The sequence below is a fragment of the Synechococcus sp. PROS-7-1 genome (genome assembly GCF_014279795.1).
In the GTDB taxonomy this organism is placed as follows: domain Bacteria; phylum Cyanobacteriota; class Cyanobacteriia; order PCC-6307; family Cyanobiaceae; genus Synechococcus_C.
Map to the genome: position 1 here is coordinate 1,949,396 of NZ_CP047945.1, position 14,989 is coordinate 1,964,384.

The 14,989-nt window shown below is 60.7% G+C and carries 20 protein-coding genes and 1 tRNA gene; 11 read left to right on the forward strand and 10 right to left on the reverse strand.

Annotation, left to right across the window (positions count from 1 at the left end; genetic code table 11):
• Positions 1-21: 21 nt before the first annotated feature.
• From SynPROS71_RS10665 to serA, 4 genes are all read right to left on the reverse strand, one after another.
• A complete protein-coding gene (locus SynPROS71_RS10665) occupies positions 22-411 on the reverse strand; it encodes a hypothetical protein (RefSeq protein WP_186595018.1) in 390 nt (129 codons plus the stop codon).
• 101 nt (positions 412-512) lie between these two features.
• Positions 513-812 carry a ferredoxin gene (locus tag SynPROS71_RS10670; RefSeq protein ID WP_006043345.1) on the reverse strand — a complete coding sequence of 100 codons (300 nt, stop codon included), beginning with the start codon at positions 810-812 and terminating at the stop codon, positions 513-515.
• A 141-nt stretch (positions 813-953) separates the two neighbouring features.
• The gene (prmA, locus tag SynPROS71_RS10675; protein ID WP_186595020.1) at positions 954-1,847 is read right to left on the reverse strand and encodes a 50S ribosomal protein L11 methyltransferase; all 894 of its coding nucleotides are present in this window, start codon (positions 1,845-1,847) and stop codon (positions 954-956) included.
• Positions 1,847-3,433 (reverse strand): phosphoglycerate dehydrogenase, encoded by a 1,587-nt coding sequence (serA, locus tag SynPROS71_RS10680; RefSeq protein ID WP_186595022.1) that lies wholly within the window; start codon positions 3,431-3,433, stop codon positions 1,847-1,849. The genes prmA and serA overlap by 1 nt, the downstream gene beginning before the upstream one ends.
• 137 nt (positions 3,434-3,570) lie before the next feature.
• On the opposite strand from serA, the gene SynPROS71_RS10685 reads away from it, so the two are divergent.
• The 6 genes from SynPROS71_RS10685 (at position 3,571) to SynPROS71_RS10710 (ending at position 7,683) form a co-directional block, all read left to right on the forward strand.
• Complete coding sequence (locus SynPROS71_RS10685) at positions 3,571-4,101, forward strand: hypothetical protein (protein WP_186595024.1); 531 nt, start codon at positions 3,571-3,573, stop codon at positions 4,099-4,101.
• Positions 4,098-4,877, forward strand: coding sequence for a photosystem II S4 domain protein (locus SynPROS71_RS10690; RefSeq protein ID WP_186595025.1), 780 nt, complete (start codon positions 4,098-4,100; stop codon positions 4,875-4,877). The genes SynPROS71_RS10685 and SynPROS71_RS10690 overlap by 4 nt, the downstream gene beginning before the upstream one ends.
• Before the next feature lie 74 nt (positions 4,878-4,951).
• Positions 4,952-5,023: transfer RNA gene (locus tag SynPROS71_RS10695), tRNA-Val, on the forward strand.
• 28 nt (positions 5,024-5,051) lie between these two features.
• On the forward strand, positions 5,052-6,440 hold the full coding sequence (murD, locus tag SynPROS71_RS10700; RefSeq protein WP_186595027.1) for a UDP-N-acetylmuramoyl-L-alanine--D-glutamate ligase: 1,389 nt from the start codon (positions 5,052-5,054) through the stop codon (positions 6,438-6,440).
• A 39-nt stretch (positions 6,441-6,479) separates the two neighbouring features.
• Complete coding sequence (locus SynPROS71_RS10705; RefSeq protein WP_186598047.1) at positions 6,480-6,926, forward strand: EVE domain-containing protein; 447 nt, start codon at positions 6,480-6,482, stop codon at positions 6,924-6,926.
• The gene (locus SynPROS71_RS10710; protein ID WP_186595028.1) at positions 6,910-7,683 is read left to right on the forward strand and encodes a hypothetical protein; all 774 of its coding nucleotides are present in this window, start codon (positions 6,910-6,912) and stop codon (positions 7,681-7,683) included. The genes SynPROS71_RS10705 and SynPROS71_RS10710 overlap by 17 nt, the downstream gene beginning before the upstream one ends.
• Here the strand turns inward: SynPROS71_RS10710 and SynPROS71_RS10715 are convergent.
• The 4 genes from SynPROS71_RS10715 to SynPROS71_RS10730 all read right to left on the reverse strand — a co-directional run bounded on the left by SynPROS71_RS10715 (position 7,635) and on the right by SynPROS71_RS10730 (position 9,138).
• A complete protein-coding gene (locus SynPROS71_RS10715) occupies positions 7,635-7,916 on the reverse strand; it encodes a DUF2811 domain-containing protein (protein WP_255442124.1) in 282 nt (93 codons plus the stop codon). The genes SynPROS71_RS10710 and SynPROS71_RS10715 overlap by 49 nt on opposite strands.
• A gap of 298 nt (positions 7,917-8,214) precedes the next feature.
• Positions 8,215-8,604, reverse strand: a complete 390-nt coding sequence (locus tag SynPROS71_RS10720; RefSeq protein ID WP_186595029.1) for a DUF1818 family protein — start codon at positions 8,602-8,604, stop codon at positions 8,215-8,217.
• Entirely contained in the window at positions 8,601-8,828 is a 228-nt protein-coding gene (locus tag SynPROS71_RS10725; RefSeq protein ID WP_006043334.1) for a DNA-directed RNA polymerase subunit omega, read from the reverse strand. Before SynPROS71_RS10725 ends, SynPROS71_RS10720 begins: the two co-directional genes overlap by 4 nt.
• 25 nt (positions 8,829-8,853) lie before the next feature.
• Positions 8,854-9,138 carry a hypothetical protein gene (locus SynPROS71_RS10730; protein ID WP_186583289.1) on the reverse strand — a complete coding sequence of 95 codons (285 nt, stop codon included), beginning with the start codon at positions 9,136-9,138 and terminating at the stop codon, positions 8,854-8,856.
• A 39-nt stretch (positions 9,139-9,177) separates the two neighbouring features.
• Here SynPROS71_RS10730 and SynPROS71_RS10735 point away from each other — a divergent pair, with 39 nt between their 5' ends.
• The 3 genes from SynPROS71_RS10735 (at position 9,178) to SynPROS71_RS10745 (ending at position 11,978) form a co-directional block, all read left to right on the forward strand.
• The gene (locus SynPROS71_RS10735) at positions 9,178-10,806 is read left to right on the forward strand and encodes an Hsp70 family protein (protein WP_186595030.1); all 1,629 of its coding nucleotides are present in this window, start codon (positions 9,178-9,180) and stop codon (positions 10,804-10,806) included.
• A gap of 74 nt (positions 10,807-10,880) precedes the next feature.
• Entirely contained in the window at positions 10,881-11,726 is an 846-nt protein-coding gene (locus SynPROS71_RS10740; RefSeq protein WP_186595031.1) for a hypothetical protein, read from the forward strand.
• A gap of 30 nt (positions 11,727-11,756) precedes the next feature.
• The gene (locus SynPROS71_RS10745) at positions 11,757-11,978 is read left to right on the forward strand and encodes a ferredoxin-thioredoxin reductase variable chain (RefSeq protein WP_186595032.1); all 222 of its coding nucleotides are present in this window, start codon (positions 11,757-11,759) and stop codon (positions 11,976-11,978) included.
• Here the strand turns inward: SynPROS71_RS10745 and pyrR are convergent.
• Entirely contained in the window at positions 11,963-12,523 is a 561-nt protein-coding gene (pyrR, locus tag SynPROS71_RS10750; RefSeq protein ID WP_186595033.1) for a bifunctional pyr operon transcriptional regulator/uracil phosphoribosyltransferase PyrR, read from the reverse strand. The genes SynPROS71_RS10745 and pyrR overlap by 16 nt on opposite strands.
• A 150-nt stretch (positions 12,524-12,673) precedes the next feature.
• Between pyrR and gpmI the strand changes: the two genes are divergently transcribed.
• Both gpmI and secG read left to right on the forward strand, forming a co-directional pair.
• Positions 12,674-14,305, forward strand: coding sequence for a 2,3-bisphosphoglycerate-independent phosphoglycerate mutase (gpmI, locus tag SynPROS71_RS10755; protein ID WP_186595035.1), 1,632 nt, complete (start codon positions 12,674-12,676; stop codon positions 14,303-14,305).
• A 24-nt stretch (positions 14,306-14,329) separates the two neighbouring features.
• Entirely contained in the window at positions 14,330-14,560 is a 231-nt protein-coding gene (secG, locus tag SynPROS71_RS10760; RefSeq protein ID WP_186471875.1) for a preprotein translocase subunit SecG, read from the forward strand.
• A 1-nt stretch (position 14,561) separates the two neighbouring features.
• Here secG and SynPROS71_RS10765 read toward each other — a convergent pair whose 3' ends face one another.
• Positions 14,562-14,933, reverse strand: coding sequence for an MscL family protein (locus SynPROS71_RS10765; RefSeq protein ID WP_186595037.1), 372 nt, complete (start codon positions 14,931-14,933; stop codon positions 14,562-14,564).
• Positions 14,934-14,989 lie beyond the last annotated feature (56 nt).

Sequence of the window (14,989 nt, forward strand, 5' to 3'; positions counted from 1 at the left end):
GCTTGCAAGAGCCGGGCTTGATCAAGGCTGTTGATTGGCCGCATCGAAGGAGCGGGGGTGGCGGCTGTACCACCACTCTTGAAGCTCAGGCGTGAAGCGCATGGAAAACAGCGTCAGCACGGTGGCCGTAGGCCTGGAGCCGGGCTGGAGCAGCTCGACCACATAGGAGGGGCAACGACGGGAGGCAAGGTCGGGAACAAAACGACGTCCTACCCGACGCCAACTCGGCTCCTTGCTGCGCCACACAAGCCGACAGCAGGGCCAGGGAAGCTCATTGCGATCGAATAGCCGGCAACAGGGACCGATCACCCTGAAGCTGTACTGGCCGCCAGGACTGGTATGCACCGTGCCGTGGGCAAGAAGCCCATCAACTTCAGGTCGCAGGGGCGTAGCAGCGGTGGCGGAGGACATCCTTCGATCGGCCAGACACACACCACACTGCCAACAAAAAGCCACCCCTGGGGGTGGCTGATGGCTCTCCCGTCAGAGAGAGCTGATGTTGGAGGAGGGGCTCAATAGAGCTCTTCTTCGGCGTGAGTCTTGATGGTGCAGTCAGAGGTGGGGTAAGCCACGCAGGTCAGCACGAAGCCAGCTTCGATCTGGTCGTCGTCCAGGAAGCTCTGATCGGACTGGTCAACGGTGCCAGCAGTGATCTTGCCAGCACAGGTGGAGCAAGCGCCGGCGCGGCAGGAGTAGGGCAGGTCGATGCCCTGCTCTTCAGCGGCATCGAGGATGTACTGATCGTCGGGAACCTCGATGGTCTTGTTGAGACCTTCGCTCTCGCTGACCAGAGTGACCTTGTAAGAAGCCATGGATGGATGAAGTGTGCAGAGACCCGAAGCAATCGGACTCGCAGGACCGCACCCTTCTACATCGGACCGGCCTCCACCTACACGCTTCAACCGAGCATTGGGGGCAAGGCCAATCAAACCCGACGCTTACATAAGCCCCGCTTATCGAACTTGCCGGCGAATCTCCAGGAGTCCCCAGCGTCCCTGGCTGTCGAGATGCTGCACCGACCAGCCCAATGCCTCCAGCACATTCGTTAGGCGTGGAGCTTGCTCCACGAGGAGCCCACTCAGAAGTCCCCGCCCCTGGGCGCTGAGGATGGATTCGAAGCCCGGTGCCAGGGCTTCGATCACCGGCGCCAGGATGTTGCAGAGCAGAAGATCGGCAGGTTTGCCGGCAAAAAGGGGCTCCAGACTCTCCAGAGACCCTTGACGGACGCGCAGCGCGTCGGGGGCCAGATTGTTGAGAGCAGCGTTCTCGGAGGTGGCTCGCACGGCCAGGGAGTCGGTATCGACAGCCATCACCTCACGGGCCCCCAGACCCAGTGCCGCCAGACCAAGCACTCCGCTGCCACAACCGAGATCAGCCACCCGCAGCCCTTGGGGAGGTGCTGCTTCGAGAGCCTCTAAGCACAATCGCGTTGTGGGGTGGCTCCCGGTCCCGAAAGCACTCCCGGGATCCATCTTCAGCACCAGGCGCTGGGCATGCTCCTCGGGAACGCTGAGCCAGGCGGGAAGGATCAGTAGCCGCTTCCCGACAGGATCCGGCTGCCAGTGCTGCTTCCAGCTGCGACTCCAATCTTCATCAGCCAACTCGTCCCATTGCGGGGTGGCCAGCTGAAGGCCGAATGTTTCTGCGAGGGGAGAGAGACTCCCAATCAGTTGAAGGCGCTGGTCTTCCGGCCACTCATGGGCAGGCAGCCAGGCCAGCAGCGTGCGTTGATCTGGGGCCTCAGGGGCATGCTGAACCGCCACCCGGTGGAGTCCCATGGCCGTGAGCTTCCAGAGCAGGGATTCCTCCAGCTCTGGCTGCAGTGGCAGAGACAGGCGCCACCACATCACAGCGTGACGGGATGCGCTTCCTGGATCCCGTTGATCCCGTTGATCGTGGCCAGCAACGCCGGCGGAATCGGATCGTCGATGCTCAGGACCATCACGGCATCCCCGCGCACGATCCGCCGCCCCACCTGCATGGAGGCAATGTTCACGTTGTGCTCACCCAGCAGTGAGCCAAGGTGGCCAATGATCCCGGGCATATCCCGGTGGCGGGTGAAGAGCATGTGACGGCTGGGAGGCACGTTCACAGGGAACTCATCGATGTTGGTCACCCGCAGCTCACCATCAGCGAACACAGCACCGGTCACGCTGTGCCCTCCCTGGCCGCCGCGAGTGGTCAGCTGCAGCGATCCACCGGCGAAGTCGCGGCTGGCGTCATCCTTCACCTCCAGCACGTGAATGCCACGTCCCTTGGCTTCCAGAGAGGCATTCACATAGTTGATGCGGTCGCCGAGAGCACTGGTCAGCAAACCCTTCAGCGCTGCCACCATCAGAGGCTGTGAGGGATGGAGGGCGAATTCACCCTGAAGCCTCACCTCAAGCTCCTGCACCTGCCCGCCACTGAGCTGACTTACCAGCAGTCCCAGCGTCTCAGCGAGCTGGAGATGGGGCTTGAGCCGCTCCATGATCTCCGCGCTCAGCCCGGGAATATTCACAGCGCTGCGCGCTGGAAGACCGAGCAGCACATCACGAATCTGCTCTGCCACATCCGTCGCCACATTTTCCTGGGCTTCCTCAGTGGAGGCGCCAAGGTGAGGGGTCAGGACCAATCCGAGTTCCACGGTCCTCAACGGAGAATCCTCAGCCAGCGGTTCTGAGGCATACACATCCAACCCTGCCCCAGCGATGACACCGTTCTCGATCGCTTCGGCCAGAGCCGCTTCATCCACGATTCCGCCCCTCGCGCAATTCACGATGCGGGCCGTGGACTTCATCGAGCGGAGCAGCTCAGCATTGACGAGGTTTTCGGTATCCGGCGTGCGGGGAATATGAAGCGTGATGTAGTCGGCCTGACGGAACAGATCCTCGAGCGTGGTGAGCCGCACCTGCATCTGCTGGGCGCGATCGGCAGAAATGAAGGGATCGAAGGCGATTACCTCCATTCCCATCGCCTTGGCGACCCGAGCCACATGGGAGCCGATCTTTCCAAGACCGACAACGCCGAGAACCTTCTTGTAAAGCTCATTTCCCACGTACTTCTTGCGGTCCCAGGCACCGGCGCGCATGGAGCCATGGGCCTGGGGCACATGACGCGACAGGGACAGAAGCAGCGCGAGGGCATGCTCAGCCGCCGCGATCGTGTTGCCTTCGGGTGAGTTAACAACAAGCACTCCTCGCTGGGTCGCAGCGGGAACATCCACGTTGTCAACACCCACGCCAGCCCGGCCGATGATGCGCAAACGATCAGCGGCGGCGATCACATCCGCCGTCACCTGAGTGCCTGAGCGGATCATCAGGGCGTCGTATTCACCGATCACGGCCTTCAGCTCCTCGGCCGACAGGCCCGTTCGCTGATCCACCTGAGCCACCTGCCCGAGGATGTCGATCCCCGCCTGATCAATGGGGTCTGAAACGAGAACTTTGGTCATCCAGCGGCGGGAGAAAGCCGCTATCCACTCTAGAGATTGATCCGATCGCTCCCTGGGACCTTGCAGATCACCCTGCGTCGCAGCCCCCTGATTCAGCGTCGAACCATGGAGAATGAGCCGACGCGCCGAGTCTGTCCATGCCCGTCTGTGTCCTGGTGCTGAGTCAACGCGACGCCGCTGAAAGCCTGGTGACGTCATTGCGGGATGCAGGCACCCATCTACTGCGGGTGGCCCTTGTGGCCCCCGACGGTGAACTCACCTCCTCCGGTGGCCTTACAGCAGAGCGCATGGACGATGTCGACCTTTTGAATCCAAACCTGGCCAGAAACAGGCGTCAGCGTTCCATGTCGCGCTGGCTGATGCCCTTCGGTTTCCTGGCCGGAGCAACGTTTACTCAGATCACAACGCTCGACACCTTTGCCCGCTTCGGAACGATCGGCGAAATGGTGCTTGGAGGATTGCTGGGCCTGGGATCCGGCCTGATGGGCAGCTACGCCGCTGCCGCCAGCGTTCCCTCCGACAATGAAGACGGGGTGCGAATTCTGCGCAACCGTCACAAAGAGAATGCCTGGTTACTTCTGCTCGAGACCCGGCCAGGCGTGGAGCTTCCCTGGACGCTCGTTCAAAAGGTCCGCCCGCAGCAGGTCGTGCGACTGAGTGAGTTATGACGCTCCCCAGAGATGCGCTCCTCGCTGGCTCTGCCCATCGGCCGGTGATGGCTCGGCTGCTCGATCAGGCTGAGGAGGTGCTGCGCACCTGGCAACCGAGCTGGAGTCCCTTTCTCAGCGGCCCTGAACTGGAGGATGCCGCAAAGCTGGAAGCCCTCTCGGAGTTGCGGATGGTGCGCGATGGAGGTCGGGAAGGCGCCGAGCGCTGTCGACTTCAGCTGAGCCGCCGCGACCAGGAGACGGACTCGGAATCAGCCCCGATGTGTGGTCTCCGCCTGGAAGGCAACTTTCTCTTTGACCGCGCCGAACCCGATGACATGCGCCAGGCACTGATGCATCTCGATGTGAGCGCGGATGCCATTGGTGATCTTTGGCTACGGGGTGACCGGGGAGCGCAAGCCGTTTGTACTCCAGAAGCAGGAGAGCATCTCAACGGATTGACCGGACAGGTTCGTGATGTGCCGCTTCTCCTGGAAACGGTTCCTCTCGAAGCCTTGCAGTGGCCAGCCCAACGAACCCCGCGACTGCTGCGCAGCGTGGAGGCGTCATGCCGTTTGGATGCCATCGCTTCAGCTGGCTTTGGACTCTCCCGTTCCAAGGTGACGCGCGAGATCAAGGAAGGACGTCTCAGGCTGAATTGGGGAGCGATCCGTCAGGCCAGTCGAGACATCAAGGTGGGCGATCAACTGCAACTTCAAGACCGGGGAAGCGTGGAGGTGCTGAGCCTGACGCTGACCAAGCGTGAGCGCTGGCGCGTCGAAATGATGCGCCGGTGAGCTGCTAACTTCAATTCCACCCGGTGGACTTCGATCCATCCGATCACCGCAGATTCTCTGAAGGGTGACAATGCGGGCGATTAGCTCAGAGGTAGAGCACTACCTTGACACGGTAGGAGTCACTGGTTCGATTCCAGTATCGCCCATTTCCCTTGGTGGGAGAGGAGTTTCTTGATGGCACGGACCGTCGTCGTGGGCCTGGGGCGTTCCGGCTCAGGTGCGGCTCGGCTGCTGCAGGCTCAAGGGTGCGACGTCGTCGTGCTTGAACGGGGTGATGAACCAGCGTTGCGAGACAAAGCCCATGCCCTGCGCCAAAGGAACATCACCATCGAACTGGGATGCCCTCTGGAGCTCAACAGCTTCGCCCCCTGGCTCGACAGTGCCGGGGAGGTGGTGATCAGTCCTGGAATTGCCTGGAATCACCCCACCCTCAATGCCCTGCGTGCCCGTGGCCTCCGGGTCCGAGGTGAGATGTCTGTGGCCTGGGATGCCCTCCGAGACATTCCTTGGATTGGCATCACCGGAACCAACGGAAAAACCACGGTGACCCATCTTCTCCAGCACGTGCTGGCCCATGCCGGCCTGGAAGCGCCCATGGCCGGCAACGTGGGGCATTCCGCAGCCGAACTGGCCCTCGAAGTGCTGCAAGGGATCAGGCCCAAACCCGACTGGGTCGTGATGGAGATGAGCAGCTATCAGATCGAAGCCGCTGAGGAGGTGTCGCCGCGCATCGGAATCTGGACAACCCTCACACCTGATCACCTCGAAAGGCATGGAACCATCGAGGCTTACCGATCCATCAAGCGAGGGCTCCTCGAAAGGGCAGAGATCCCCGTGTTGAATGCGGATGACCCCGATATCCACCACCACTGCGGCCAATGGTCACGGTCCGGCCTTCGCTGGGTGTCCTGCGGAGGTCACAGTCCGGAAGGGGGACTCCCCCCGATCACCGTGAACGCGCAGGGTTGGGTGAGCCAGGGAGAGCAACTACTTTTCCCTGCCGATTCCTTGCCCCTGCCCGGCGATCACAACCGCCAGAACATGCTTTTGGTGACCGCTGCTGCTCTGGAAGCAGGTGTACCTGCTTCCAGCATCGAGGCGGCGCTGCGCTGCTTCACCGGGGTACCGCACAGGCTCGAACCACTGGGATCCGTCGGCGGCATTCCCGTCTTCAATGACAGCAAGGCCACGAACTACGACGCCGCCGCCGTGGGTTTGCGGTCCGTGCCGGCACCAGTGGTGCTCCTGGCCGGCGGTCAGACGAAGCAGGGCGATGCAGGTCCATGGCTGGAACTGCTCCAATCTCAAGTGGGCGGTGTGGTGCTGTTTGGAGCAGGTGCCGGGGAACTTGCCGATTTGATCGAGGCCGCAGGCTTCAAAGGTCCTGTGATTCACCGCCCCGACCTGGACACTGCCGTGCCGCAGGCTCTGAGCCTTGCCAAGGCCTGCCAGGCCAACAGCGTGCTGCTGTCACCGGCTTGTGCCAGTTTCGACCAATACCCGAACTTCGAGGCGAGAGGCGATCATTTCCGGCAGTTAATCAACGCGGTGAAAGATCCCTAGGCTGCGGAAAACCCTTCGAAATCCGTGGCCTACTGGTTGATGAAAAGCGAACCCGATGTCTACGGGATTGACCATCTCCAACAAGAGCACACCACCCTTTGGGATGGAATTCGCAATTACCAGGCCCGCAATTTCATGCGCACGATGGCCATTGGTGATCAGGCTTTTTTTTATCACTCCAACTGCAAGCCCCCAGGAATCATTGGTCTGATGGAGGTCAGCGAAACGGGTCTTGTTGACCCCACCCAGTTCGATCCTTCCTCCAAATATCACGATCCAGCGTCAAAGCCGGACGCGCCCCGCTGGGACTGCGTTCGACTCACCTACAAGGGCCGGTTTCAAAGCCTTTTAAGCCTCGATGATCTGCGCCAGTCGTACCAACCCGAAGAATTGGCCGTTGTGAAGCGTGGCAATCGCTTGTCGATCCTCCCTGTCGACGAGCCCATCGCCCACGATCTGCTGAAGCGACTTGGCCCTCTTCAGTGACCCGGATCAGGCGTCCAGCGCCGAGCGCTTGCCGCTAACCACCATCATTCCAAGAGCCTGGATCGGGTTCGGGAAGGCTCCCTGGCACTGCGTCGGGCTGACCGCCCTCACCCTGATCGTCCTGACCGGTCTTGGCGTGCTGGCTCGGGACCTGCAGGAGAGCGGTCACAGAGGCCTGGAAATGACGGGCAACGCCTTGCTGGTGCTCACCATCCCTGCATCACTCGGCCCGTTGGTGTCGCTGCTGCGCCTGGCCGACCAGCTTCTGCCGACGGGCGCTGGCTCCGAAGCGGAGGCAAATCCCAGCAAGGGGCGACCTCTTCGCTGGCTGTTGCGCCAAACCACAGCGCTCGTTCTGCTCGAGGGGGTGGTGTTCCTCGGAGGCTTGAATGTGACCCGAATCCTGAGCGGGCTCATCGCGTCCCACAGCGGAGTTTTATCCACAGCGGTTCTTGTCATCGGACTCCTGGCGCTGTCGGCCTGGGCCCTGAGCCAGATCCTGGCCCTTCCCTTGCTGGTGCATCACGGGCATCGCCCCCTGGCAGCGATGGAGCACAGCCGGAAAATTGTTCAAGCCAACCGCATCAAGGTGCTTGCCCTGCTCGGGCTCCTCCTGGGCGTCAACCTGATCGGGCTGATGGGCGCCTGCCTGGGACTTCTTCTGAGCATTCCGCTCTCAGCCCTGCTCCTGATGGCCAGTTGCCGGACTCAGACCCCCTGGGACAGGGATTCCCGCCGAAACATGCTTCCCACATAAAGACGGGTGATCTCGCGGGATTCGACACCGTTCTGAATCAGGAAACCAGCGATTGCAGCCTGCACAAGGCGGTACTGATCCCAGTTGGGACAACGCTCAACGAACCCCACCATGGCCTGCTGAAGAGGCTGGGGGAGCTGCGTCTGAAAGCTCACGGTTCCTGATTCATCCAATCCTTCAGGAGCCAGAACCCGCTGGTCTGCTGTCGCGACAGTTTGGTCAACCAAATGCATGCAATCCCTTCCAATGGCTACCAGTTCTCCACATGAATGCCGCCGCGTCAAGGCAGCGCTCGTCCAGCGATCCCAACAACTCTCCCGATGAGATTTCAGTGGCAGACAGCATTCACAGCGGGGCATTTGCCGGGTTGAACGACAGGCCTGCAACAAGGACCTTCGTCAACCCGCTTGCACCAATTGGCTCAAGTTTTCCACAGAGCAAGGCTGCAAGGCCGATACCGCGCCCAGCACTGTGGAAAACGCCGAAATAAGCGCGGAAAAGTCTCGGGAAAATTCAATGCATCTCCAATGATCAGTTCAGCTGATCATTGGAGATGTCCCAAAGCGTTCTCATGGCTGCGGCCGCTGCTTCTGCCGCTGGAGCTGGCCAAGACACCTCCACCCCCCGCTCGCAGACATCGGCAGGTCTCAGAATCAACTGCAAGGACCAGGATCGACGATCTCCCTCAAGACATCCCCACCAAGGGGCGCGTTCAAGCTCGAGCGTGATCTGCTCCTCATCCATCAACTGCCCACGAAGCGCAGCATGTTGAGCGACAAGATCCTTGATCACCGAGGCCAACGCGCCGGCCTCGGACTCGGTGAGCTCAATGGCCCAGGTCTCCCCACCGATCAGTGCGCCGTAGGGATGGCGCTGAGGGTCTCTGGCCAGTCTCCAGCCTGGACCCTCCTGTTGAATCATCCCGGCAGGAGATCGGGCTGATCCTGCTCATCACTGAGCTCAACGATGGCTCGCTGCACAGGCTTCACACTGGATTCCTCGAGCAATCCATCGAAGTCATCAAAGCGACGCTGCTTGGCACGAAACGCAATGCGAACCGTGGTCAGGTAACGATTGCTGGACTGACGAATGAGGCTTTCCCCCCGCTTGGCAAGATCCTGATGGTCGACACCGGCCGTGAGCATGCCCAGTTCCTAGGAATCTTCAATCTTATGTGAACAGGTCGCTATGGAAAGGAACGTGCATCGGATAGCAACGTTGTGGTCGACCCGGCACGCGCAACACGATCTGACGCCCCAGGCCCATGGCCACCAACGGGCGCCGCAAGTGGCTGAGCAATGCACTCACCTCCTCAAGATGACCAGCATCAACACACTCCACGCGGATGGTTCCCCAGCTCCGCGACATCCGGCAGTCCCGGAGGGGTTCCAACTCCGCCTCGATCTCAGGTTCCTCCCGATAAAAGGAAAACACCAGTCGACGTAACCGATCCATTGCAGATCCCCGTAGCCTCATCCTTCTTCCAAACTGCCCATGGGGATGGCGAAGCCCCTCGCTGGCGAACAAAACCTTCATCTTTCCGGACGCGGGACCCTGGCAATCGATCTGGGGAGCACCACCACCGTGGTGGCCTTTCAGGCCTGCAACGATGCGCGCATCAAGCTGATTGACCTGGCGCCGATCAGCCGGAAAGAGGGAGAAGTGCCCTCGATGCTTTGGCTTGATGAACGAGACTCTCCCAGCGTTCTGGCGGGCCGGCAGGTGCTGGAAAGCGGTCTCGGTGACCGTAATGTTCCCCAGCTTCACCGTGACTTCAAGCGTTGGATCGGCCTTCCCGTCCCCTCGCCATGGCGTCAACTGCTCAGTCCTGATGAGGCAGGGGCTCGCTTGCTTCAGGAAATCTGGAAGCGAATTCCCCAGGATCTGACCATTGATCGGCTCGTGCTCACCGCACCGGTGGAGGCTGGATCGGCCTACCGCCAGTGGCTTCTAGAAGCCTGTGAGTCGCTGCAAATTCCCGAGATCGCACTGGTGGATGAACCCACCGCCGCAGCGCTTGGTGCAGGGTTACCGGCTGGCGCGAAATTGCTGGTTGTTGACCTCGGCGGAGGCACCCTTGATCTATCCCTTGTGGCTCTAGAGGGTGGCGAAGGACGCGCAGCACCTCTGGCGCAGCTGCTGCGCTTCCAGAGCCGAAACCTCACAAAAAGTCGCCAGGCCCTCCGCCAAGCGCGCGTACTTGGAAAAGCAGGGATCGCGCTGGGGGGGAGAGATCTGGACCGATGGATCCTCGACGCGCTCCAGCCGCAAGGCCTCCCACCGGAGGGCGCTGGACACACCGCCCTTCTCGATGCGGCCGAGCGGCTCAAATGCCGGCTTTCAAGCACCGACATCAACGATGAACAAGAACTGACGGAACTCGCCAGTAGTCCCGAATTAACAGCACCCACAACCTTGCGGATGAACCGCAAACGGTTCACTCAGCTGTTGGAGGAACGGGGACTGTTCCAGCTTCTTGAAGAGCTTCTCAATCAGACCCTGCGGGCTGCCGAGGTTCACGGCTGTCGCCGCAGCGACCTCAACGCTGTTGTGATGGTGGGTGGAGGCGCTCATCTTCCTCAGTTGCGCTCGTGGCTCACCAGCTTCATGAGTCCGGTTCCACTGCGCACACCGCCGCCGATGGAAGCCGTCGCCTGCGGTGCCCTCAGCCTCACACCGGGAGTGCGGATTCTCGATCTTCTGCAACGGGGAATTTCGTTGCGCTGCTGGGACCGTCGCAGCAATCGACATCACTGGCATCCCCTCTTTGTGGCAGGACAGCCCTGGCCATCAAGCCAGCCATTTGAGCTCGTGCTGAGTGCCAGTGCGGCAGAGCAAACCACCATTGAGTTCGTCCTGGGCGAACCTGAGCTGGAGGCTCGCCATGAGGTGAGACTCATCGATGGACTTCCGCAAGTGATCGAACGCATCCCCGGCGCTGCAGAAGTAAAGGAGCGTCCCTCGCCTTGCTTCAAGCTCATGCTCAATCCACCCGGCCAGCCGGGAGAGGATTGTTTGAAACTGCAATTTCACATCGATGAACAGGCAGAGCTGATCATGGAGGGCGAAGACCTTCGGAACGGTTCACGTCTCGAGAGAATCAGCCTCGGGACCGTGCGGTAATCGGTCCGTCCACAACGGCATGTACGGCGTCGCCTGAATTCATAGAACAGGGGATCTTTCAAAGTGATCTCTCCTTGGCGCTCCGACGCCCCCTTCCCCGCTTCTGGCTGATCGCCACGCTGGGTGGTGTGGTCGCCCTTTGTGGAGTCGCCTACTGGTGGGAGCAGCAGCTGCCAAAGCGCCTTGAGCAGGCAGCTGCTGCTGGGGATCTGGACGCGTGCCTGCGCTACGGAGAGCAGCTGGCCGCCCTGCGTTGGCTGGGGAAAGAAGCTCCCCTGGAGCAGGCTCTCTGCAGACGCCGCCAGGCACAGCGCACCTGGGAAGCGGGAGACACAACCAGAGCGCTGGAACTGCAAACTCAGCTGGTGAATTCGGCAGTCGGCAGCCCAGCTGAACGAGTCAGTGATCGCCAGCGGCTGCAGGATTGGCGCCGTGAAGTGCGCAACAAGGCACTGGCTCAGTTTCGTGCCGGAAATCTCGATGCGGCCTTGGCCACGCTGTCCCCCCTCGAAACCAGGGGGCAACGCACGGGGACCCAACTCAGCGACAGCTTGAAAGAGACTTGGAACCGCAATCGCGTCGATCACGAGCGCTTACAGGAGCGCGTACAGCGTCAGCAGTGGTGGGAAGCCCTGAGTGTGCTGAACCAACTCGACCATCCCTGGTGGCAACGCCATGCCCTGCCGCTTCGACGACAGATCGAAACCGCCATCAAGAACCTTCGCGACCAGCAAAGCCACACCAGTCATGGTGACCTCCCTGATCACACCGTGGACACGGAGCGCTTGAACGATGCCGTTGAACAGCGCATTGGCGAAGGCATGGATCCTTGGAGCGCTTTCGTCGCAGGGTGCTCGGATCTTGGAGGTGTCCTGGTGGAAGAGGGGCCTGAAAGCCTCTGTAAAGCGAAGGAGCCGTGAGACAATTCGCCCCATTGGATTCGTAACTTCATGCAGCCTGGTGACAAGGTCGTCGTCGCCTCATCAGTGGTGGTCTACAACCATCCGGAACATCGGGGCACATCCTTCGATCTCCAGGGCAGTGAGGGAGAAGTGGTGACCGTGCTGACGGAGTGGAAAGGGCGTCCGATCAGCCCAACCCTTCCTGTGATCGTGGCCTTCGGTCGCTACAAGGCACATTTCCGCAGTGATGAACTTCAGGTCTCGTCCTGAGTTCGACGCAAAAACACCCCCTCTTCCCCATCCACGTCGAGTAGACGCAGTTCGATCGTTTCACTGCGACGCGTTGGAACTGTTCGCCCACAGAAATCTGGCTGAATGGGCAGTTCTCGATGACCTCGGTCCACCATGACCAGCAGCAGAACTCTGCGGGGACGTCCCCAGGCCTGAATGGCTTCAAGCGCAGCCCTCACCGTGCGACCGGTAAATATCACGTCATCCACAAGCACCACGTCGCGCCCCTCAACTCCCACCGGAAGGTCGGTGCCTTTCACAGGTCGCATCGCCACGCGCTCCAGATCGTCCCTGTGAAAGGTCGGATCAAGAGTTCCTCGGGCCACTGGGCGGCCGGCCTGCTCTTCCAGTGAGCGCGCCAGAACCGAGGCCAGCTGGACGCCACGCGTTGGAATTCCAAGCAGGACGAGATCATCAAGCCCGCCAACGCTCTCAAGCACTTGAGAAGCGAGGCGCATCAATGTTCTCCTCAGTTCGTCGGACGAGAGAATCTCGACCCGTTCATCCTGGGCGCCCGTCCCCATGGATTCAATGCCTGGGAGGCCGAGTGTATGCGTTTTGGCCGGCGGAGCGTCCGAGAAAGCTGACCATTCATCAGGGGGCGATTCACCTGGGGAGGGATCCGGAGGTAACTTGTGAATCTGGAGAAGTCCTTAAGAAGGGAGAAACGCTGAGTGAACGCGGTTGATCGCCAGGATGGACATCCCAAGCAGAGGTCTTCAGTAGCGCCTGTGGTGCTAGCGATCCTGGATGGATGGGGCGATCGTGACGGCAGCGACTTCAATGCCATCCGATCGGCTGAAACCCCGGTGATGGATGCCTTGAGGCACGCCTATCCGAACACCTTGATCCACGCCAGTGGTTCCCATGTGGGACTCCCAGACGGGCAAATGGGGAATTCTGAGGTCGGCCATCTGACCATCGGCGCAGGACGAATCATTCGCCAGGAACTGGTGCGCATCGGCGACACGGTGCGCGGGAATCAGCTCCCCGCGGTGCCCGCGCTCAACACGCTGGCTGCGCGTCTGCGTGAGAGCGGCCGGACCCTGCACCTCCTCGGGCTCTGCTCCGATGGCGGGGTGCACAGCCACGTTGATCACCTCTGTGGACTGCTGCGCTGGGCCGCAGCGGAAGGCATCAAGACCGTGGCCATTCATGCCATCACGGATGGGAGGGACACACCCACCCAGAGTGCTCCGCGTTATGTCCACACGATCGAAGAAGCCATCCAGTCCAGCGGTGTGGGTGAGATCGCCAGCCTGTGCGGCCGCTATTGGGCCATGGACCGCGATCAGCGTTGGGAACGAACCTCACGCGCCCACGCTCTGCTCACAGACCCTGCGTATCCCTGCAGCAGCAGCACCCCCAAGGCGGTTCTCGAAGCCAGTTATGCCGCTGGAACCACCGATGAATTTCTAGAGCCCACTCGGCTGAGCAACAGCCACCTCCAAGACGGTGATGCCCTGCTCATGTTCAATTTCCGTCCGGACCGCGCACGCCAGATCATTCAGAGTCTCTCCCTTGATGGTTTCGAGGGTTTTCCGCGTCCGCACCGACCGAAACTGGATGTCGTGACCTTTACGCAGTACGAGAGCGGACTGCCCGTGGAGGTCGCCTTCCCCCCCGAATCCCTCGACGACCTCCTCGGCCAGGTGGTGGCTGCCGAGGGACTGAAGCAGTACCGCACGGCGGAAACCGAGAAATACCCCCACGTGACCTATTTCATGAATGGCGGGATCGAGCAGCCCCTCGCGGGAGAAGACCGACATCTGGTTCCATCTCCCCGCGTTGCCACCTACGACCTAGCCCCGGCCATGGCGGCGGACACCCTCACGGACAGTTGCATCGCAGCCATCGAAAAGGGGATCTATTCCCTGGTGGTGATCAATTACGCCAACCCCGACATGGTGGGGCACACCGGAGTCATGGAGGCCGCCACCGAAGCGATCCAGACCGTGGACCACTGCATCGGTCGCCTACTCGATGCGGTGGGACGCATGGGCGGCACCTTGATGATCACCGCAGATCATGGCAACGCTGAGTGCATGCGCGGTGAAGACGGAGAAGCCTGGACAGCGCACACCACCAATCCTGTGCCGGTGATTCTTGTGGAGGGTGAAAAGCGCAAGATGGTTGGCATGGGCAATGCCCTGCGCCTGCGCGACGAAGGGGGTCTTGCAGACATCGCCCCAACCTTGCTGCAGCTGCTGGGCCTCGAGAAACCTGCCGCCATGACGGGTCAGAGCTTGATTGAAGCGATTGACACGGCAGCGCCGGCCAGCGCCAGACTGCCCCAGCCTGTTTGACCCGAACCGCCATAGGATCGATTGATGATTACAACCGTTCTTTCTTGGATCTGGATCGGCAGTGGACTTCTGCTGATTCTGTTTGTCCTTCTGCACAGCCCCAAGGGCGACGGCATGGGAGGACTGGCCGCCAGTGGCAGTTCAACGTTCACCAGCTCAAGCAGCGCTGAGGCAACCCTGAACCGCATCACCTGGACCACCTTGGCGGTCTTTCTCACCCTTGCGATCATCCTCAGCGCTGGCTGGCTGAAATAGTTCAGTTCCCGTCGTTGCCCTGCTTCGGATTAACCGACTCTCTGATCGTTTTCACTCCACCCTCAAGAGTGCGCTGTGACCGGTTGATGGCTTTGATGATGAAGAAAAGGGCCCAACCAACAATCAGGGAGTTGAGTATGACATCGAGAATTTTCCCGATCGCCAAGTCTCCTCCGTAATAAGGAATCACGAGGTTTTGCCAGTCCCCTCCACGCACCAAAGGGTTGAGGAGAGGCATCAGCAGATCCTTGCTGATGGCATCCACAATTTGCTGGAACTGCGTGCCAACCACCACAGCGATGGCCAGGTTGAGGGCATTGCCTTTTTGAAAGAAGAACTCAGTAAATTCGCGCAACCAACGACGCAGGATCATCACAAGCCAACAACTCTCAATTATTAAAGCTCGCAGAGATCCACAAAAAAACCCCC